The organism is Streptomyces sp. NPDC008001 (assembly GCF_042958085.1).
Classification (GTDB): domain Bacteria; phylum Actinomycetota; class Actinomycetes; order Streptomycetales; family Streptomycetaceae; genus Streptomyces.
This window is the reverse complement of sequence record NZ_JBIBIZ010000001.1, coordinates 787,575-806,193: the sequence shown is the minus strand read 5'-3', so window position 1 is coordinate 806,193 and position 18,619 is coordinate 787,575. Positions and strand designations below refer to the sequence as shown.

Below are 18,619 nucleotides of genomic sequence, written 5' to 3'. Positions count from 1 at the left end.
GCGGCCTTGCGGTCACGTCCCGGGCCAGGGGTCGACGAGCCGGGCCGCGCACTCGAGCATCAGTGCGTGCACGAAGGCCTGGGGCAGGTTGCCGCGCAACTGGCGCTGGGCGACGTCGTACTCCTCCGAGTACAGTCCGGCCGGCCCGCAGGCCGCACGGTTGCGCTCGAACCAGCGGAACGCGGCGGTCTCCCGGCCCTGCTGGTGCTCGGCCAGCGCGGTGACGAAGCCGCACAGCAGGAAGGCTCCCTCGGCGGCCTCCAGCGGCTGGTTGCCGTGCCGGAACCGGTAGGCGAAGTGGTCTTCGGTGAGGTCGGCGACGTAGGCGCGCAGCGTTGCCCGGGTCCGGGGGTCATCGGCGGGCAGCGCGCCGCGGAGCGGAGGCAGGAGCAGGGCGCCGTCCAGTCCCGCGTCCTCGGGGGAACGCTGCCAGTGGCCCGACGGGTGCAGGCACCGGGCAGCGGTGTCGGCCACCAGGCGGTCGGCCAGCGCGCTCCATTCGGCCGCTCGCCCGCCGGGCGCGCCGGCGGCGGCGACGCGTCGCAGGCCGGCCGCGCACACGAGCCGGCTGTGCGCCCACCACCGGGGGCGGAGCTCCCACACGCCCGCGTCCGGTTCGTCCCGGCGCCGGGCGATGGTGTCCGCGGCGATGACGGCCGCCTGCCAGTCCTCGGCGCCCAGCCGGCCGTGGCGAGCGGCGGTGCCCAGCAGGAGCAGGGCCTCGCCGAACGCGTCGAGCTGGAACTGCCTGCTGACCTTGTTGCCGACGCGGTCGAAGCCGCCGGGGTAGCCCGGCAGGTCGAGCTCGCGCTCGTCGGGGATCCTGCGCCCGTCCATGGTGTAGGCGGGGGCCATCCGGGGCCCGTCGTCGTGCAGGCGGGCCGTGACGAACCGCACGGCGTCGTCCAGCAGCGCCGTGTCTCCTGCGGCGGCGACCGCCTGGCCCGCGTAGCACTGGTCACGGATCCACACGTAGCGGTAGTCGTAGTTGCGGCCTTCTTTGGCCCGTTCGGGCAGGCTCGTGGTCGCCGAGGCCACCATGCCGCCCGACGCCCCCGTCAGCCCGCGCAGGACCGTGTAGGCCCGGCGGGCGTCGGTGCGGGCGACCGTGTTGTCCAGCGGTGGCACCGCCTTGTGCCACGCCTCCTCCGTGGAGCGCCACATGACATCGGGGTCCGGTGGCTCCTCGGTCAGGGACCGGTCGCTGATCTCCAGGACCAGGTCCTGGCAGTCCCCGGCCCCGACCGTCAGCTCCATCGCGAGCCTGTGTCCCTGAGGATCCGTCGGCCGGGGATCGGCGGCGCAGCCGGACCAGCGCACCGAGAGCCCGCCCGCACGTCCGGCCCACACCCCGTCGGCCTTGCGGGAGAAATCACGGAGCGGGTACCGGCCGAAGGCGGCGCAGGGTTCGAGGACCACGGACATCCGCGCGGTGTTCCGGAGGGCGATGATCCGCCGCAGGAGCACCGCGCGGTGCGGGTCGCCGGGGAAGGCGAGCGCCTCGCGGCACTCGACGATGCCGTCGTCGGTGACCCAGCGGCTGCGCCAGATGAGCGTCCCTTCCTCGTAGTACCCGCCCCATACGAACCGCGCTACGGGAGTGACGACGTACACGCCGGTCCCGCCGACCAGGGTCGAGAAGACCGCGCCCGAGTCCCAGTGGGGAGCGCACATCCACGCGTATTCGCCGCGGGGGCCCACGAGGACGCCGCGCTCGCCGTCGGCCAGCAGGGCGTACTGCCGCAACGGCTGAGGCGCGAGAGCCCCTGCACCGTGCTCCGTACCGGGTGAGGTCCTGGTCATCGTCACCCTTCAGCCGACGTGCTCCCCTGCTCGGGGTCCGTTAACCGCTGGTTGCGCTGCGCAAACCGGGCGGCGGCCCCGCCGTCAGCCCACTCCCGACGGGCGGAACTGGACGCTGATCCGGGGGCCGACGGGCTTCCTGGTCTTGGGCACGGCGTGGTCCCACGTGCGCTGACAGGTGCCGCCCATGACCAGCAGGTCGCCGTGGCCCAGCGGCTCCCGGATGCGGGCGCCGCCGCCACCGCGCGGGCGGAGCACGAGGGGGCGCGGCTCACCGAGGGCGAGGATCGCCACCATGGTGCGGTCGGCGGCGCCGCGTCCGAGGCGGTCGCCGTGCCAGGCGACGCTGTCGCGGCCGTCGCGGTAGAGGCACAGCCCTGCGGTCCGGAAGGGCTCCCCCAGCTCCGCGGCGTAGTGCGTGCTCAGCTCGTCACGGGCCGCCGTGAGCACGGGGTGCGGAAGCACGTCCGCCGCACCGTAGAAGGCGAGCAGCCGGGGAACGGCCACCTCGTTGTCGTACATGTGCCGGCGTTCGGCGCGCCAGGGCACCGTGCCCAGCAGCGCCTCGAAGAGCAGGCCCGACCCGCCGAGCCAGCCGGGCAGCACGTCGATCCAGGCCCCTTCGGTCAGCTCGGTACGGCGGGCCTCGTCCAGTGGACGCCGAAGCTCGATGTCGTCCGCGAGGTCGAACAGCGACCCCTGCAGATGCACGGACATATATGGATTTTAAGACATTCGAGAGCGTCACACTACGTAGCGGTTTCTTGCGGGAGCCCCCACCGCTTCCGAGGTCATGGGGCAGGGCCCCACGCCGTAAGGCGGCCCGTCCGCGGCAGGCCTCTCCGGCGGGCCGTCCTACGCCGGCACCGCTCCGGCACGGTCCTCCGAGGAGCCGGGCGCCTTCCGGCGTATGGGGACCGCGTGGGCGAGCTGCTGCCGTGCGGCCGCAAGCGCGGATTCGATGTCGCGCGTACCGGTTGACACGCACAAGGTGTAGGCGACGTCCTCCATGCGCCGCCGGACGTTCGCACCGCCCTCTCCCGCGTTGAGCACCGCCAGCGCCTCGTACTGCTCCAGGAGGCTGCTCAGAACCAGGGGGTGGGCCATCAGCATCGGGAAATCTCCTTCGTACAGCGAGTGACTACCGCAGCGCGGAGCGGATACCCCCTTCCCGGCACTCCATGCCGACCCTGCGCATCCTTCGCTGCCGTACCAGCCGGACCAGCTGGACCAGCTGGAGGAACCTCCCCGGCGGGGGGAGCGGCGGGGGTCACGGTGCGCAGGGCACGGGCGTGACGTTGCGGGAAAGTGGGGGCCGGGTGACCCTGGGGTATCCGGTATCCGGCATCTGCCCGGAAGGCACCGGACGAAGACAGCCGGTGAGGTCGGCCGTCGGCGGCGGCCGGCGAGGAAGGCCGGTGCGGGCCAGGGCCGAGGGCGCGCGCCGGGGACACCTCTTGCCCCTCCGGCAAGGTGCGGGGACCGCACCCAGCGGTCTCCCTGCGGCGAAGGAGGCAGTCACGACCATGAACGCCCAAGCCGACCACCGCTACATCCTGCACACCGAGGCCCGCGCGGGGCGAGTGCCCCAGGTCGGGCGGATCGTCACCGCCCACCTGCGCTACTGGCAACTGGAACCGCTGATGCGACCGGTGCGGCTGGGCGTGGGGGAACTCCTGGCCAACGTCCACCGGCACGCCGGCCCCGACAAGAGATGCACCCTGGAACTGCACCGGTCGGGCCGGGAGCTGACGGTCTCCCTGACGGACCGGAACACCGACCTGGCAGCGCTGCTCGGCGTGAGACCGACCGCCGCCCCGGGGCGCGGACTGGCGATGATCGCGGCGCTCAGCGACAGCTGGGGCGTCCGGCCGCTGCCCGACGGAAAGACCGTCTGGTTCACTCTCCGCACCCAGTACCCGGCGGGGCCGCTCCCTCGCCCCCTCGTACCCCGTATCCGTACATCCGCGCGAGAGCGGGTAGAAGAGCCGGCGGAGGCGATGCGGAAGGAGACGGAGACCCGGCCGGTCCGGGCCCCCGCGGAACCCCTTCTTCAGCCCCGGGCACAGGCGCAGCCCCAGGCGCAGACTCCGGCGGAGCCGGGGACGGACCTGGTCCTTGCCCCCGCGCCCTGACGGCCGTGAAACGCCCCACGACGCACCAGCTGCCCACTGCGGCACTCCCCCGAAGGGGCGAGAAAGGAGACCGGCCCATGTCCGGCGAGACGATGGGAGACGAGGTGTACCAGCCGGCCGGCTCCGACCTCTGGGATCAGCCGAACGAGCTCGACCTGGAGAACGCCCTTGACGGCGACGGGCTGGACGAAGTCCTCGACGAGGGCTACTCGCCGCCGGAGAAGCCCCTTGCGGTCGACCGGCACGGCACCGCCGCGCAGGAACAGCACGACCGCGAGAGCCTTGAGCAGCGCCTGGCCCGGGAGGTCCCGGACATCGCGTCGCCCGAGGGCGACGGCATCGGCGATCAGATCGGCACGGACGGCGAGGTGGTGGACCCTCTGGCCGGCCGGGAACGCGCGGGGCGGATGGTGGAGGCGGAGTACGGCCCGCCCCGCCACAGCAACGACGTCGTGGCCCGGGACGTGGGCATCGACGGCGGAGCCGCCTCCGCGGAAGAAGCCGCCATGCACGTCATCGACGACTTCCCCTCACCCCTCGAACCCGAATCCGAATCCGAGCCCCCGATCCCCTGAGCAAACGCCACCTCGATTCAGGAAACCCGCTGGTCAGGAAACCCGCTGGTTGAAGCGGCGCGCCGCACGGTCGTTGAGCCGGGTGAGCCGGTGGACGAGGCGAGGGCGGACCGAGCGGGCGGCCACGTGTCCGGGCACGTTGCGCTCGGGCTTCTCGCCGGCGGTGGGCAGCAACCGGGCACCGAGTGTCAGGCAGCGTGTCACCGTCGCGGGGGCCACACCGTGCAGCCGGACCGCGGCCTTGGCCGCGGGCGTGAGCACCAGCTCGGGCTTCCGCTGCTCAGCCGCGCGCACGATCGCGCGCGCAGCCCTTTCGGCGTCCATCGACAGCACGGGGAGTCCCGCGGCGACGGCGAACCAGCTGTACTCCTTCTCCGGGCGGCCGCTGAACCGCGCGGCCGTGTGGGATCCCGTGCGCATCAGGCCGGGGAAGACGGTCGTGACGCTGACGCCGTCCGCCGCCAGTTCGGCGTGCAGCCCTTCGGACAGCCCGGCCACGGCGAACTTCGCGCCGACGTAGGGAAGCAGGTGCGGGGCGGCGACCCGGCCACCGATGGAGCTGACGGTCACGATCCGGCCGCCGCCCCTCTCCCGCATGCCGGGCAGCGCCTCCAGGACGAGCCGCAGCGGCGCGAAGTACATCGTCTCCATGGCCTGCCGGAAGTCGTTCTCCGCCATGGCGTCCAGGGGGCCGACCTGGATCACGCCGGCGTTGTTGACGAGGATGTCGGGGCCGCCGCCGAACGCGTCGCGGACCGCCGTGACCAGCCGGCGCGGCGCGTCCTCGTCCGTGAGGTCGCAGGCCAGGGAGCGGGCCTCCGTGCCCTCGCCGCGCAGCATGGCCTCGGCCCGGGACAGCTCCTCCGCGTCGCGGGCGCACAGCATCACCCGGCAGCCCCGGCGACCGAGCTCGCGGGCGATCAGCAGCCCCAGGCCACGGGAGGAGCCCGTGACGACCGCGGACTGCCCTGCCATCCCGCCGGAGCCGGCTCCGGCGGACCGGACGGGCCGGACGGGCCGGACGGAACGGCCCGCTGCCGTCCGGCGGGGAGATGTGCGGTTCATGGGGCTCCTCCTCGCGCCGGTGCGCGCACCAGCGGGTCAGGGGTCAGGAGTTAAGGGGGCAGTGGGTGAGGGGCTCACGTGAGGGGCTCATGGGGTCAGCAGCACCTTGACCATGCCGTCCTCCTTGGCCTGGAAGGTCTTGTAGGCCTGCGGCCCCTCCTCCAGCGGAAGGGTGTGCGTCGCGAAGCCCTCCACGCCCAGGGGGTCGTCCTCGGTCAGCAGGGGAAGGATCGCGTCCGACCAGCGCCGGACGTTGGCCTGGCCCATCCGCAGCTGCACCTGCTTGTCGAACATGGTCATCAACGGGAGCGGGTCGGCCATCCCGCCGTAGACGCCGACGACGGAGATCGTCCCGCCCCGGCGGACCATCTCGATCGCGGAGTAGAGGGCGGCCATGCGGTCGACACCGACACGCTCCATCAGCCTCTCCGCCAGCGCATCGGGCAGCACCCCGACGAAGTGGTGGGTCGCCCGGGCCACGGGCGCGCCGTGCGCCTCCATGCCGACCGCCTCGATCACGGCGTCCGGGCCCCGGCCACCGGTCAGCTCGCGCACGGCTCCCGCGAGGCCCTTGCCGAGCTCGCCGACGTCCAGGACGGTCACTCCCCTGGCGCTCGCCCTCGCCAGCCGCTCCGGGACCAGGTCCACGCCGATGACCCGGCCCGCACCGCGGTGCAGGGCGATCCGTGCCGCCATGTCCCCGATCGGCCCCAGGCCGATGACGGCGACCGTGCCGCCCGGGGGTACGGCCGCGTACTCGACCGCCTGCCACGCGGTGGGCAGGACGTCCGAGAGGTAGACGAACCGCTCGTCGGGCGGGCCGTGCGGCACCTTGATCGGCAAGGTGTCGCCGAAGGGCACCCGCAGCAGCTCCGCCTGCCCGCCGGGAACCTGTCCGTACAGCTTGCTGTAGCCGAACAGCGCCGCGCCCTTGCCGTGGGCACGCACCTGCGTGGTCTCGCACTGCGACTGCAGTCCCTGCCCGCACATGAAACAGGTGCCGCAGGAGACGTTGAACGGGACGACGACCCGGTCGCCGGCAGCGAGCGAGGTCACCTCCCGCCCCACCTCCTCGACGACCCCCATCGGCTCGTGCCCGAGGACGTCACCCGGATCGAGGTACGGACCGAGCAGCTCGTAGAGGTGCAGGTCCGATCCGCAGATGCCGGTGGACGTGATCCGCACGATCACGTCCGTGGGTTCTTCGAGGCGCGGGTCGGGAACGCTCTCCACCCGGACGTCCCGCCGCCCCTGCCAGGTCAGCGCGCGCATCAGCTCTCCTCTCCCTCTGCTCCTTCTGCTCCTTCTGCTCCTTCCGCCTCCCGCACGGCGACGGACGGGCTCGCCTACAGGACGGGCTTGCCGCCCGTGACCGCCACCCGCGCGCCCGAGATGTAGCTCCCCTCGTCGGAGGCCAGCAGCACGTACACCGGTGCCACCTCGGCGGGCTGGCCCGCCCGGCCCAGCGGGGTGTCGTCGCCGAAGCGCTCGACCTTCTCCGGGGGCATGGTGGAGGGGATCAGCGGTGTCCAGATGGGCCCGGGAGCCACGCTGTTGACGCGAATGCCGCGTTCTCCGACGAGTTGTGCCAGGGCGGCGCAGAAATTGGCGATGCCCGCTTTGGTGACGGCGTACGGCAGGAGCTGCGGCCGCGGCATGTCGGAATTCACCGAGGAACTGCCGATGATCGAGGAGCCCGCCCCCATGTGCGGCAGGGCTGCCTTGCACAGGTGGAACATGGCGCTGAGGTTGATGGCCAGCGTGCGGTCCCATTCCTCGTCCGAGACCTCTTCCAAGGTCTCGTGGGTCATCTGGAACGCCGCATTGCTGACCAGCACGTCCACGCGCCCGAATTCCTCCACCGCCTTGGCGATCACCGCACGGCAGTGGCCGGCCTCGGCGAGGTCTCCGGGCACCAGCACGGCGCGCCGGCCCGCCTCCTCGACCCATCGTGCGGTGTCGCGGGCGTCCTCGTGCTCCTTGAGGTAGGAGATGAGGACGTCGGCGCCCTCCCGCGCGAAGGCGATCGCCACCGCCTTGCCGATGCCGCTGTCCCCGCCGGTGATGACGGCGACTTTCCCTTTCAGCCGTCCCGTCCCCCGGTAGCTCTCTTCACCGTGGTCGGCCTGGGGGCGCAGTTCCTTCTCGGTCCCGGGTACGCGTTGTTGCTGGGCCGGTCGGCTCATCTCGCTCTCCTGATCCGTGATGGCGGCCATGGCCGGGCAGCAAAGTCGGTCCCCCTTTCCCGTGCTCGTCTCTCGTGCCCGTAATTCTGCATGTGCCCACCGTGGCACCCTCAATGCCGGGACGCACAGCAGGAGCCACCGATCGAGGCGTCGCCGGGCTGCTGCGGCTTCACATACGGCGGCGGCCCGCCCCTGTCTGCTGGGCAGGCCGCCGGCGTCTGTGGTAGAGCCGGTTACAGGGCGCGCTCCAGGCGGTCCGCCATCAGCTTCACGAACCGGGCCGGGTCCTTCGGCTGACCGCCCTCGGCGAGCACGGCCAGGCCGTGCAGGAGCTGGGCGGTCTCGGTGAGCGCCGTGCGGTCCTCGCGCTCCTTGTACGCCTGGTTGAGGCCCTTCACCAGCTGGTGGCCGGGGTTGAGCTCCAGGATCCGCTTGGCGCGGGGCACCTCCTGGCCCATCGCGCGGTACATGTTCTCCAGCGCCGGGGTCAGGTCGTGCGCGTCGGAGACGACGCAGGCCGGGGAGACGGTGAGCCGGGAGGACAGGCGCACCTCCTTGATGTCCTCGTCCAGCTGCTCCTTCATCCAGCCGAGCAGCCCCGCGTACTCCTCGGTCTGCTTCTCCCGCTCCTCGTCGGGGGTGTCCTCGTCCTTGGCGTCGAGGTCGATCCGGCCCTTGGCGACGGACCGCAGCTTCTTGCCCTCGTACTCGCCGACGGCGTCGGCCCACACCTCGTCGACGGGGTCGGTGAGCAGCAGCACCTCGATGCCGCGATCGCGGAAGGCCTCCATGTGCGGGGAGTTCTCGATGCTCTGCCGGGACTCGCCGGTCAGGTAGTAGATGTCCTCCTGCCCGTCCTTCATCCGCTCCACGTACTGCTTGAGCGTGGTCGGCTCGGTGTCGTGGTGCGTGGTCGCGAACGACGCGACGGCGAGGAGGGCGTCGCGGTTCTCCGGGTCGGTGACCAGCCCCTCCTTCAGGACGGTGCCGAACTCCCGCCAGAACGTCCCGTAGCGCTCCTGGTCCTTGGCCATCATGTCCTTGACCGTGGACAGGACCTTCTTCGTCAGCCGTCGCCGCATCATCTCGATGTGGCGGTCCTGCTGGAGGATCTCGCGGGAGACGTTGAGCGAGAGGTCCGCGGCGTCGACGACGCCCTTCACGAAGCGGAGGTACGGCGGAAGCAGCGCCTCGCAGTCGTCCATGATGAACACGCGCTTGACGTAGAGCTGCACGCCGCGCTTGGAGTCCCGGGCGAACAGGTCGTGGGGGGCGTGCGCCGGAAGGAACAGCAGGGCCTGGTACTCGAAGGTGCCCTCCGCCTGGAGGCGGATCGTCTCCAGCGGGTCGCGCCAGTCGTGGCCGATGTGCTTGTACAGCTCGTGGTACTCGTCGTCGGACACCTCGTCGCGCGGCCGCGCCCACAGCGCCTTCATCGAGTTGAGCGTCTCGGGCTCCGGCGCCTCGTCGCCCTCGCCCGCCGCGGCGGAGCGCTCGGGCACCATCCTGATGGGCCAGGTGATGAAGTCCGAGTACCGCTTGATGATCTCCCTGATCTTCCACGGGGAGGCGTAGTCGTGGAGCTGGTTCTCCGGGTCGGCCGGCTTGAGGTGGAGCGTGACCGAGGTGCCCTGCGGCGCGTCGTCGACCGTCTCCAGCGTGTACGTGCCCTCGCCGCGCGACGTCCAGCGGGTGCCCAGGTCCTCGCCGGCGCGCCGGGTCAGCAGGGTGACCTCGTCCGCCACCATGAAGCCGGAGTAGAACCCGACGCCGAACTGGCCGATGAGCCCCTCGGCCCCGGCCGCGTCCTTGGCCTCCTGCAGCTCCTGGAGGAACTTCGCCGTGCCCGAGTTGGCGATGGTGCCGATGAGCCGCCCGACCTCGTCGTACGACATCCCGATGCCGTTGTCCCGCACGGTGAGGGTACGGGCGTCCCCGTCCACGTCGATCTCGATGTGCAGGTCGGACACGTCCGCGGCGAGCGAGTCGTCCCACAGCTTCTCGAGGCGCAGCTTGTCCAGCGCGTCCGAGGCGTTGGAGACGAGCTCCCGCAAGAAGACATCCTTGTTCGAGTAGACCGAGTGAATCATCAGCTGCAGCAGCTGACGGGCCTCTACCTGAAACTCAAACGTCTCAGTCGGCATGTTCGCGAATACCTCACAGGTCGTGTCGCCAGAACTGATCGGAGCCACTGTAAAACACCACGTCAGGGCAGGGACCTCGGCTTGCACTCCCCAGTGTGGGCATGCAGCCGACTCCGGGTGCGGGCGGGGGGCTTCAGAGGCGACGTTCGCGCGCAGACCCAGCCGGATCCCGCCCGCCTGCGGCCGGTCCGGTCGCGTGGGCGGGGGCGGGGGTCGTCACGGCCCGGTCTCCAGGGAGTGGCCGGTCGCCTTCGCCCGGTCGCCGGCGCCGCCGACCAGCACGGCGAGGTCCCGGGCGCCGCGGGCGGCGAGCAGTTGGGCCACGAACGTGTCCTCGTCGGGCGCGGCGAGCAGGGTCGTTGGCTGCCTTCTGCGCGCCGATGGTGGTGGTCCGCTCCGCGCCGGGCGGGGCCGAGCAGAACGAGCCGTCGGCGAAGCTCACGGCGACCTCCGGCGGGGTGGGCCCGGGCGACACGTCCACCTTTGCTTATACACCTGCTTATGCGGTTGCTTATACACCTGCTCATGCGGTCCGGGGCCACGCACGGCTTCGGCCGGGGTCAGTCTCCTCCCGGCCGGGACGGCTGCTCCTTGCGTCGCGGTGTCCACGCGATCCACCACCCCATGAGGACGACGAGGAGCCCCACGCCCGCTTTGGCCAGGAGCCGCCACGCGTCGGCTTCCGACGGTGCCTCGACGCCCCCGCCCACGTACAGGAGTACGAACGCGCCGACCGTGACCGCCAGGGCGATGGCGAGCTTCAGGCCGACGTGCCACGCCCGCCTGCTGAGCAGTGCCGCCGCCGACCAGCCGGCCAGGAGCACCAGGACTCCCGCGAGCGTGAAGAAGGGCGGCAGGCCCGGCACCAGGAGCGACGTGGCGAGGAGCACCCCTCCCGTGGCCACGGCGAGCTGCACGAGCCGGTTGCCGAAGCGGCCGGGACGGGTGAGGAAGGCGACCATCGCCCAGACGGCAAGGGTGTAGCCGTGGAGTGCGCCGAGGATCGTGGTGACGACCTTGGGGCGCTTGAACGAGGCGAAGGCGCTCACCGCGACGGCCGCGGTACGGGCGGCGGTGTCCGCGAGGAGGTCCCCGCCCACCTCTTCACGGATGCGCTGGGTTCCGATCTTCTTGGCGCCCTGCCACAGCTTCCACAGGTCGGCCGGCGGCAGGGGGTCCGTGCCGGTGTTGGCGCTCTCGTAGTCCTTCAGCCATGCGGTGCTCGCCCGGGGGCGGTCGGCGCCCTCGCCGCGCACCGCGTCGGCCAGCCGGCCGAGGTCCTGCCTCAGGATGTGTGTCTGAAGGCCGTACGTGACCGCCTCCAGGCACCGGTGCAGGCGGGGGTCGGTTTGTGCGGAGAGCGGATCGGCGGCTCCCCCGCCGACGACGTGGTCGGTGACGAAGCCGAGGCAGGCCTCGGCGCACCCCTGGTCCCACCGCTTGGCAAGCCATTCGCCGTCCGTGCTGTCGGCGGCCGACACGGCGCAGGCGCGGATCAGCCCGGCGATCCCGGCGGCGGTGGCGGCCTCGTCGTCGCGGTGGGACGCGATCTGCCGCAGCCGTTCGGTCGACATCAGCATCCGTACGATGTGGGCGGCGCCGTCCATACGGCCGTGGATCCAGTCGTTGATCCGCCAGGACGGGCGGTAGAAGGCACCGAAGTGATGGAGTTGTCTGCCGGTCAGGAGGTCCGGGTTCCGAGAGGAGAACTGGAGGAGTTCGACCTCCTGTTCGACGTCGCGCCGGGAGCCGGAGTAGGCGAGCTGGACGACGTCCAGGCGCAGCATGTGCTGCAGCGTGGTCTTCGGGGTTTCTGCGACCAGATAGCCGGTCAGTGCTTCCAGGCGCTCCCTCTCCGCGTTGCCCTGGTCGAGCGCCGGGTTCTCCGCCCGGACGATGTCGCGGAGCGCCTCGGCGCAGTCGTGCAGGCAGGACGCTAGCTGCATGGCCTGCCCGGACTGCCGTTGACGACGGGCGTCGAGACCGCCGTCTGCGGCCTCCGCCGCGTTCCGGTCCTTGAGGACGTCCCGGAGCCAGGCCCTCAGGCTCTGGATGCTCCGCTGGTCCGCCGTGCCGGGTGCGTCCTCCTTCCGTGCCGGCATGGGGATGCGGGATTGGACGGGGGCCGTCAGCCAGTACTTCTCGAGAGCGTCCCAGTCCGCCTGGATCCCCTCGCAGACCGGGCGCAGGCTTCCCCGCGCCTCCACGATCCTCGCTCGCTGCGCGGAGCCCATCGGTGCCAGCCACACCGCCCGCTTGAGCACGTCCAAGGTCATGTCCTGGAGCCTTCGGACCGTGGTCTGGCCCCAGTCCCAGTCCTCGTCCGGGCGGTTCATCGCGTCGGCGAGCTTCGCCGACCGCGGAATGAAGGAATCCGGCCGGTTCCTCCCCTCCCGGAGGACCGGACACAGTTGGTCGACGAGCTCGCGCTCGCTCCACCTGCCCGGTCCCTCGGTGTTCTGTCCGGTCGCGATCAGATGCCCGATGGTGCGGGCGGCCGTGTCCACCCGTACGTCGATGTAGGCCTCCCACCCGGCCTCGGAGAGGGGCTCGGCGGCCCTGGACATGGCTGCCGCGAACCGGTCCCTCCCCCGGCGCCGCATCCGCGACTCCTCGTTCCGGCGGCCGATCTCGGCGAGTTCACGGGAGACGGAATCGGTGGAGCGGAGCCGGGTGAGGACGCCGAGAAGAACGCCGGGGGCGTCGGGCGGGCCCTCGTCCCCGGGGGGCGGCTCCTCCTCCCCCGGGTCGGGCACGACGTAGGTGAGCACCCGGCGGACCTGGAGCTCGGCGGTCTGCCGGTAGACGGCCTCCAGCGCCGGACGGATCGGCTTGTTGAGCAGGACGCCGCCGTCGACGACGTACTGCGACGCCTGGAAGTTGGCCGGTCCGGCCGTCGACGTCCAGAAACGGTCACCGAAACGACCGTTGTCGCCTTCCCGGCCGTCGTCGGAGGTGACCTCGACCCAGTGGGGTTCGAAGGCGGCCGGGAACGAGGAACTGCACCGCGCCGCGGCCGCGAGCTCGTCGATCACCTGGTCTCCGGTCAGGTCGCCACCGGCGGTGGTCCCGGCGACGCGGGCACCGAACCGGAACCTGGCGTCGTGGTCGACCTCGGTGATGCGCACCCCCGTGTCGTCGGAGAAGGACGTCCGCCGGCCGCCCCACAGAGTCCCGGTGAGGATGAGCTCGACCGGCCTCTCGGCTCCTTCCTCCGCGCGGCCGGGAGGAGGCGCGGACGTGAGGATGCCGCGGAGGGCCTCACGGACTGCCGGTTGGAAGTAATCGTCCCCCTTCAGGAGCGAGGGCGGCGCCTTCTCCAGCGGATCACGCAGCAGAGCGCCCAGGCTGCCCTTGTCCCGCCACAGGTCGCACACCGAGGCGATGTCGCGGCCGCGGGCCAGGCCCAGGGCGAGGAAGGCACCGTTGAGGCCGCCGGCCGACGTGCCCGCGATGACGTCCACGCGCGCATCGGCGTGCAGCAGGTCGAGCAGCGGCTTGTACGTCGTCTCGTCCCAGCGGCGGGCCATGGCGAGGTGGTGCAGCTCCAGCGTCACCCCACCGATCCAGACGGCCAGGCTCACGCCGCCGTTCATGACCACGGCGAGCCGGATGTCCTGACGGTCGAAGTCTGTGTCCCTGCTGGTGACAAGCGGATGCTGCTCCATCTCTCGGTCTCCCCTGGACTGTGCTGACGCAGGTACCGGCCCCTCCCACCTCAGCACCACGCCCTCCCGAGCACCGCGACGGCCGCCCGAGGCAGACGAGTGATTCTGCGGCGACTTCGGGGGTGGGCGGATCCCGCACCGCACGGACAGGAGCGTGGAACGGGGTGCGGGCGCGTGGGGTGCCGTGGTCGGCCCCGGCGGGCCTCGCCCGTCGAGGGGGATCTCGCTCATCGATAGCCTTCGTCTTCATGACGCGCGCTTGGATATTGCCGGTACTGCTCGTTCTCTGCGGGTCGGTCCTCGCGGCTGGGCTGATCGCCGGTGGGAGTCCCGGCACAGCCGCACTGCTCCTGTTGGTGTTCGTGCTGCTCGCGGCCGTGAATTCGCCTCTCGCCTTCCCCAAGTCGATCGGTGCCCTGGAGGCAGAACGCCGCAGTGCGGTCGACGGTCGGCCGGTGGTCTTCTGGCGGTCGGGTTGCAAGTACTGCTTGCGGCTGCGCATCCGGCTGGGCCGTAGCGCCCGTCAGATGCACTGGGTCGACATCTGGCGCGTCCCGGCTGGAGCGGCAGTGGTGAGGTCTGCCAATGGGGGCGATGAGACCGTGCCGACGGTCGTCGTCGCGGGCCGGCCGCACGTCAATCCCGACCCTGAATGGGTGCGTATGCAGATAGCCCGTTCCGCGTGATCGGGAGCGGCGCCCTCTGCCCACAGGCTTCCCGCGGTGGTGGAGCCGGCGCCGCCCGGACCCCGTCGGCGTTCGCGGCGAAGGCAGCAGCGATGATGAGCCCGTGGCAACAAATCTTGCACTCTTCGCGGACTACTTCCAGATTCACCTTCTGGACGACGAGGCCGACGGCGACCTCAGTGACGTGTGGACGGACCAGAGCATCCTCGACGGACTCGGCGTCACCGAAGACGCCCTGGCCATTGGCACGGCCGTCAACGTCACCGTGGCCGTCGCCGTCCATATCCTTGAGGCACAGCCCGCCGATGACAGCGACGACTTCGACCACGTCGTCGAGGCGAGCCTCAACCTGATGTCAGGACGCCTCGTGGTCCTGGGCTGCACCGACTACTTCCCCGACGCGGCACGGTTCGACCTGCCCGCCGGATGGGTCCGCATACGGGCTTCCCGACGGAACCTGGCCGCTGCCGCCCGCGCGGACATCGACTCGTACAAGGCCCCTGAGACCACGGAGCAGCTCCGGCTGCAGGCCTGGCCGGCGCCGTACTCGCAGCCGCACATCGTCAAACGATGGGCACAGCCCTCCGCCTAGGCCCCCCTCGGACGCCCATCCCCTTTGTGCACCATGCCATCGCGTTCCGAAGGGATCCCCCGGGTCCCGGGCGGCCGAGTGGTCAAGGCGGTGGTGCCGGTGGGGTCCAGGCGCCCGCGACGGCCGCGCCGGCACGCTTGGCGGTTGCCTGCGCGCCTGCCACGCCCGGCAGGCCGTGCCGCAGCGGGCCTCTGCTCAGCCGAGGTGTCCTCCGCCTCGGCGTCACCGCAACCCGCAGGGGCGATACCGGGCAGCCAACCGGACACGGTCACCGGGTGGCGGGCAGACAGCCGGTGGACATACTGAGGGCGTGGCCGAGCACCTGCCCCGGACGACACGGACCGAGACAACGCCTCCCCGCAGCCGTTCCGTCCTTCTCGGCCGGCCGGGTGACGTCCACGAACAACAGGCCTGGGCAGCCGCCGCGCGCAGGCGTACTGGACTGCCACGCGTCCCACGCGTCGTTCCCGGCACCACCGGGGCACCCGCCGGCTTCACTGAGTCCTCCGGTACTGCCGTGGCCCAGGCGATCACGCGGGCGATCAGCTCCCCCGGTCGCCCGCTCGATCCGGCCGTGGGCAGGGCGATGGCGTCGCACCACGGCTACGACTTCATCCGGGTGCGCGTCCACACCCGTGCCGACGCCGACGCGTCCGCACGACTGCTCGGCACTGCGGCGTACGCGGCCGGGCGGCATCTCGTCTTCGCCGCCGGGCACTACCGGCCCGACACACCGCACGGCAGGCTCCTGCTCGCTCACGAGCTCGCCCACGTCGTGCAGCAGGCCCCCGCACCCCTGCCCGGGGGCCCGGTGCTCGTGCAGCGCTCCGGGCCGCTCGGCTTCCTCGAGGGCGTCAAAGACGTCTTCAAGGATGTCTTCACCCGAGGGCCGGCAGAAGCGGCGTCCCGCCTCTTCGCCGAGGGCACGTTCCAGCCGGAGGAGATCCAGAGGTACCTGGAGAAGCTGCGGCGCACGGGGAAGCCGGAGGACGCTTACGACAGCGACAACAAGGCGCGCGCACTCATCGCCGGTTGGGCGGCGGGCGACCGGTCGATCGTCCTCGATCCCGGGTTGAAGAAGCTGTTGGTGCGCGAGCTGTATCTGGGCAGCGTGAGCACAGGGGACGCCCAAGCGATCCTCACTCTTCTGGAGCGCAGTCTCAAGCCCGACATCGTCGCCGTCTTCTCCGCAGATGGAGTGACGGCCAAGCAACTGCACGACTCGTTCGGCCGCGCGGAACGCGCTCGGCTCGTTCGCGTGCTCGACCTTCAGGTGGAGGGAGGCTTCGCCGCGGCGATGCAAGGGCGGATCGCCCCCTCGGGAGGGTTGAGTGCGGCGCCGAACCTCAACGACGAGTCGTTCCGCAAGCAGTGGGAGGAGGCCATGCGGGAGGGGATCGGTCTCCTGGAGAAGTCCAAGAGTGCCGGAGGGTGCGCGTTCCCGGGACCGGGTGAGCTCAGGTCCGACACCGAGCACTTCGGCTCGTCCCAGACGGGCCTGAACCAGTTCATGGGGCAGGAGCGCTTCGTGCCCAAGGGTTCATCCCCCTACCGCGCCGTGGAACTGCTGTTTCAGCACCTGGACCGGTGGACGTGCGAGTGCCTGTTCTACACGCAGCTCGCCCAGCTCTACGCCTGGAGGAAGCTCTTGCCGGAGCCGGTGTTCAACACCAAGTTCGCCGGCTTCAGCACCGGCGGTGGCCGCGGAACGCCAACAGTCGGATTGGAGGCACAAGAGCTCAAGGAGCCCGACCACGATGCCCTTGAGCAGGCTCCGGTCGGCTCCGTCGTCGCATGGTTCAACAGCAGCCCCTACGCGAGGGCGCCCTTCCAGTACGAACATGCGATCAAGACGTTCCACGGGACCGGGGGCGGCAGCGAGCGGTACGCCGCACATCCGTTCGGCTCCGACCTCACCGAGGAGGACATCAAGCGGCACTTGGCCGAGGCGAGCCCGGACTTTCCCCACCACTTCCAGCTGACGGACGGCGACCTGACGAGCCTGGCCACCGACGGGGTCCCCCCGGCGGTCGTCCAGGCCCTGCGCTCAGTCGCCGGCGTCGACCGGGTCACCTGGCCGGAGTACCTCAAACTCCCGCCATTGGCCGACCTGGTCAGGCATCGGACTCCCGAGGCGGCCGACCATCTCCGCAAGATCCGCATGCGGGCTCGCAAGGCGGCGGATCCGGAAGCGGCCGCGCGGTACGTCTCCGAGAAGATCCTGCTGCACAAGATCGAAGTCCCGCGTTAGCGCTCCGTTCCAGGGCCGAACACAACGCTGCGGTTGTCGCGTCACGGACCCTCGGGCCAATCCCCGGCCGAATTGGCCTCATCGGTCAAGGGGGTGCCCCGTCGTCACGTCGACGTGGCCGGAGATCTCGGACAACACGCACCAAAGCGCAGGTCACCAGCAGACAGGAAGTTCCTTCAGTCCACCGCCCGGAAAGCGGTCGGTGTGCCAGGCCAGGGACGACAGCGGTACCGCCGGGCGCAGGCCGGGGAAGCGGCGGATCAGCGCGCTGATGGCCGTGTCGACCTGGGCGGTGGCCAGGGCCGCCCCCAGGCAGGCGTGCGGGCCGTGGCCGAAGACGAAGTCCGGGCTGTTGTCACTGCGCCGGACGTCGAGGGTGTCGCAGCCCGGGAACCGCACCGGGTCGCGCTGGGCGGCCCACGTCAGTGGCATGACGCCCTCGCCGCGCCTGATGGTGACACCCGCGAGGCCGAAATCCCGGCGTGCCACGAGGACGCGGTAGTACGGAGTGGCCAGCTGGAAGCGCATGAGTGCCTGTACGGCGTTGGGGACCAGTTCCGGTTCCGTCTGCAGGGCGCGGAGCTGTGCGGGCCGGCGCAGAAGTCCGTAGAGGCACGCGCCGATGGCTGCGGCGGTCGATTCGTAACCGGCGAAGAGGACGCTGAAGGCGAGCTGCACGATTTCGGAATCGGTCAGCCGGTCGTCGGCCTCCTGCGCCGCCGACCATGCGCTGAGCAAGTCGCTGCCGGGTCGGTGGCGTTTCTCTTCCAGGCGCTCGGCGAAGTATTCGAACATCGTCTGGAGGGCGGCGAACACCTCGTCCTGAGTGGCCCCGTCGATCGCGGTCACCCGGTCCGCCCACTCGCGGAATCCGGCGCCGTCCTCGGCGGGCACCCCCAGGAGTTCGCAGATCACGGCGATGGGGAGGGGAAAGGCCAGCCGCGCCACCAGGTCCGCCGGCGGCCCCGCCTCCTCGATGCCGTCGAGGAGCTCATCCGTCAGCTGCCGGATGCGGGGGCGCAGTTCCGTGACTCTGCGGGCCGCCAGTGGCTTTGCCGCCAGGCGGCGGAGCTGGGCGTGCGGCGGCCCGTCGAGGAGGAGGCTGCGGTCGCGCAGGGCACCGGCCATGGTGGCCTCGGCTCCCATATGGGGGTCGTCGGCGGTGACGTCACGGCCGAGGAGGGGGTGGTTGAGTACCGCCCGCACCTCGTCGTAGCCGGTGACCGCCCACACCAGGTCGCCGCCCGGCAGGCGGGCCCGGAAGACGGGGCCTTGCGGCAGGGGAGGCGGGTCACCGCAGAATGCGGTCGCAGGGAATGCGTGGACGGGCTCGTTCATTGCGGAATTCCCCCGGAATCGTCGGACTCCCCGGGCCGGGCCGCCCGGATGTCACGGCCGGCCGCGCGCCCCGTCCCAGTCGTACCCAACTCCGGGGCACGTACAACGATCGAAAAGCTGTGCAGCCGTGCAGTGCGATGCGAAGCAGGAGGGGCGGAGCGTACGGTGCGGCGGGG

General features: G+C 71.3%; 14 protein-coding genes. 5 read left to right on the top strand and 9 right to left on the bottom strand.

Annotated features, from left to right (window positions below; translation table 11 throughout):
• Positions 1-12: 12 nt before the first annotated feature.
• From ACFZCD_RS03075 to ACFZCD_RS03065, 3 genes are all read right to left on the bottom strand, one after another.
• The gene (locus tag ACFZCD_RS03075) at positions 13-1,803 is read right to left on the bottom strand and encodes a glycoside hydrolase family 15 protein (RefSeq protein WP_391827251.1); all 1,791 of its coding nucleotides are present in this window, start codon (positions 1,801-1,803) and stop codon (positions 13-15) included.
• 84 nt (positions 1,804-1,887) lie between these two features.
• The gene (locus tag ACFZCD_RS03070) at positions 1,888-2,520 is read right to left on the bottom strand and encodes an alpha-ketoglutarate-dependent dioxygenase AlkB (protein WP_391827249.1); all 633 of its coding nucleotides are present in this window, start codon (positions 2,518-2,520) and stop codon (positions 1,888-1,890) included.
• A gap of 138 nt (positions 2,521-2,658) precedes the next feature.
• The gene (locus ACFZCD_RS03065; protein WP_391827247.1) at positions 2,659-2,916 is read right to left on the bottom strand and encodes a DUF5133 domain-containing protein; all 258 of its coding nucleotides are present in this window, start codon (positions 2,914-2,916) and stop codon (positions 2,659-2,661) included.
• A gap of 413 nt (positions 2,917-3,329) precedes the next feature.
• Between ACFZCD_RS03065 and ACFZCD_RS03060 the strand changes: the two genes are divergently transcribed.
• Together ACFZCD_RS03060 and ACFZCD_RS03055 are read left to right on the top strand one after the other, a co-directional pair.
• Positions 3,330-3,938, top strand: coding sequence for an ATP-binding protein (locus ACFZCD_RS03060; protein WP_391827245.1), 609 nt, complete (start codon positions 3,330-3,332; stop codon positions 3,936-3,938).
• 77 nt (positions 3,939-4,015) lie between these two features.
• Positions 4,016-4,513: a DUF5709 domain-containing protein gene (locus ACFZCD_RS03055; protein WP_391827243.1), complete on the top strand. Its 498-nt coding sequence runs from the start codon at positions 4,016-4,018 to the stop codon at positions 4,511-4,513.
• A gap of 33 nt (positions 4,514-4,546) precedes the next feature.
• Here the strand turns inward: ACFZCD_RS03055 and ACFZCD_RS03050 are convergent, their stop codons facing one another.
• The 5 genes from ACFZCD_RS03050 to ACFZCD_RS03030 form a co-directional block, all read right to left on the bottom strand.
• Entirely contained in the window at positions 4,547-5,578 is a 1,032-nt protein-coding gene (locus ACFZCD_RS03050) for an SDR family NAD(P)-dependent oxidoreductase (protein WP_391827241.1), read from the bottom strand.
• Between the two features lie 87 nt (positions 5,579-5,665).
• The gene (locus ACFZCD_RS03045) at positions 5,666-6,850 is read right to left on the bottom strand and encodes a zinc-dependent alcohol dehydrogenase (RefSeq protein ID WP_391827239.1); all 1,185 of its coding nucleotides are present in this window, start codon (positions 6,848-6,850) and stop codon (positions 5,666-5,668) included.
• A gap of 74 nt (positions 6,851-6,924) precedes the next feature.
• Positions 6,925-7,764: an SDR family oxidoreductase gene (locus ACFZCD_RS03040; protein WP_391827237.1), complete on the bottom strand. Its 840-nt coding sequence runs from the start codon at positions 7,762-7,764 to the stop codon at positions 6,925-6,927.
• Between the two features lie 233 nt (positions 7,765-7,997).
• Complete coding sequence (gene htpG / locus ACFZCD_RS03035; protein WP_391827235.1) at positions 7,998-9,908, bottom strand: molecular chaperone HtpG; 1,911 nt, start codon at positions 9,906-9,908, stop codon at positions 7,998-8,000.
• 560 nt (positions 9,909-10,468) lie between these two features.
• A complete protein-coding gene (locus ACFZCD_RS03030) occupies positions 10,469-13,576 on the bottom strand; it encodes a patatin-like protein (RefSeq protein ID WP_391827233.1) in 3,108 nt (1,035 codons plus the stop codon).
• A gap of 248 nt (positions 13,577-13,824) precedes the next feature.
• Here ACFZCD_RS03030 and ACFZCD_RS03025 point away from each other — a divergent pair, with 248 nt between their 5' ends.
• From ACFZCD_RS03025 to ACFZCD_RS03015, 3 genes are all read left to right on the top strand, one after another.
• Positions 13,825-14,262: a glutaredoxin domain-containing protein gene (locus ACFZCD_RS03025; protein ID WP_391827231.1), complete on the top strand. Its 438-nt coding sequence runs from the start codon at positions 13,825-13,827 to the stop codon at positions 14,260-14,262.
• A 103-nt stretch (positions 14,263-14,365) separates the two neighbouring features.
• Positions 14,366-14,854 carry a hypothetical protein gene (locus ACFZCD_RS03020; RefSeq protein ID WP_391827229.1) on the top strand — a complete coding sequence of 163 codons (489 nt, stop codon included), beginning with the start codon at positions 14,366-14,368 and terminating at the stop codon, positions 14,852-14,854.
• Between the two features lie 517 nt (positions 14,855-15,371).
• Positions 15,372-17,105 (top strand): DUF4157 domain-containing protein, encoded by a 1,734-nt coding sequence (locus ACFZCD_RS03015; RefSeq protein ID WP_391827227.1) that lies wholly within the window; start codon positions 15,372-15,374, stop codon positions 17,103-17,105.
• A 153-nt stretch (positions 17,106-17,258) separates the two neighbouring features.
• Here ACFZCD_RS03015 and ACFZCD_RS03010 read toward each other — a convergent pair whose 3' ends face one another.
• A complete protein-coding gene (locus tag ACFZCD_RS03010; RefSeq protein WP_391827225.1) occupies positions 17,259-18,443 on the bottom strand; it encodes a cytochrome P450 in 1,185 nt (394 codons plus the stop codon).
• Positions 18,444-18,619 lie beyond the last annotated feature (176 nt).

Excerpts from the sequence above, each read along its gene's own strand:
- ACFZCD_RS03075 (WP_391827251.1), bottom strand. The coding sequence starts at position 1,803 with ATGACCAGGACCTCACCCGGTACGGAGCACGGTGCAGGGGCTCTCGCG.
- ACFZCD_RS03070 (WP_391827249.1), bottom strand. The coding sequence starts at position 2,520 with ATGTCCGTGCATCTGCAGGGGTCGCTGTTCGACCTCGCGGACGACATC.
- ACFZCD_RS03065 (WP_391827247.1), bottom strand. The coding sequence starts at position 2,916 with ATGCTGATGGCCCACCCCCTGGTTCTGAGCAGCCTCCTGGAGCAGTAC.
- ACFZCD_RS03060 (WP_391827245.1), top strand. The coding sequence starts at position 3,330 with ATGAACGCCCAAGCCGACCACCGCTACATCCTGCACACCGAGGCCCGC.
- ACFZCD_RS03055 (WP_391827243.1), top strand. The coding sequence starts at position 4,016 with ATGTCCGGCGAGACGATGGGAGACGAGGTGTACCAGCCGGCCGGCTCC.
- ACFZCD_RS03050 (WP_391827241.1), bottom strand. The coding sequence starts at position 5,578 with ATGAACCGCACATCTCCCCGCCGGACGGCAGCGGGCCGTTCCGTCCGG.
- ACFZCD_RS03045 (WP_391827239.1), bottom strand. The coding sequence starts at position 6,850 with ATGCGCGCGCTGACCTGGCAGGGGCGGCGGGACGTCCGGGTGGAGAGC.
- ACFZCD_RS03040 (WP_391827237.1), bottom strand. The coding sequence starts at position 7,764 with ATGAGCCGACCGGCCCAGCAACAACGCGTACCCGGGACCGAGAAGGAA.
- htpG (WP_391827235.1), bottom strand. The coding sequence starts at position 9,908 with ATGCCGACTGAGACGTTTGAGTTTCAGGTAGAGGCCCGTCAGCTGCTG.
- ACFZCD_RS03030 (WP_391827233.1), bottom strand. The coding sequence starts at position 13,576 with ATGGAGCAGCATCCGCTTGTCACCAGCAGGGACACAGACTTCGACCGT.
- ACFZCD_RS03025 (WP_391827231.1), top strand. The coding sequence starts at position 13,825 with ATGACGCGCGCTTGGATATTGCCGGTACTGCTCGTTCTCTGCGGGTCG.
- ACFZCD_RS03010 (WP_391827225.1), bottom strand. The coding sequence starts at position 18,443 with ATGAACGAGCCCGTCCACGCATTCCCTGCGACCGCATTCTGCGGTGAC.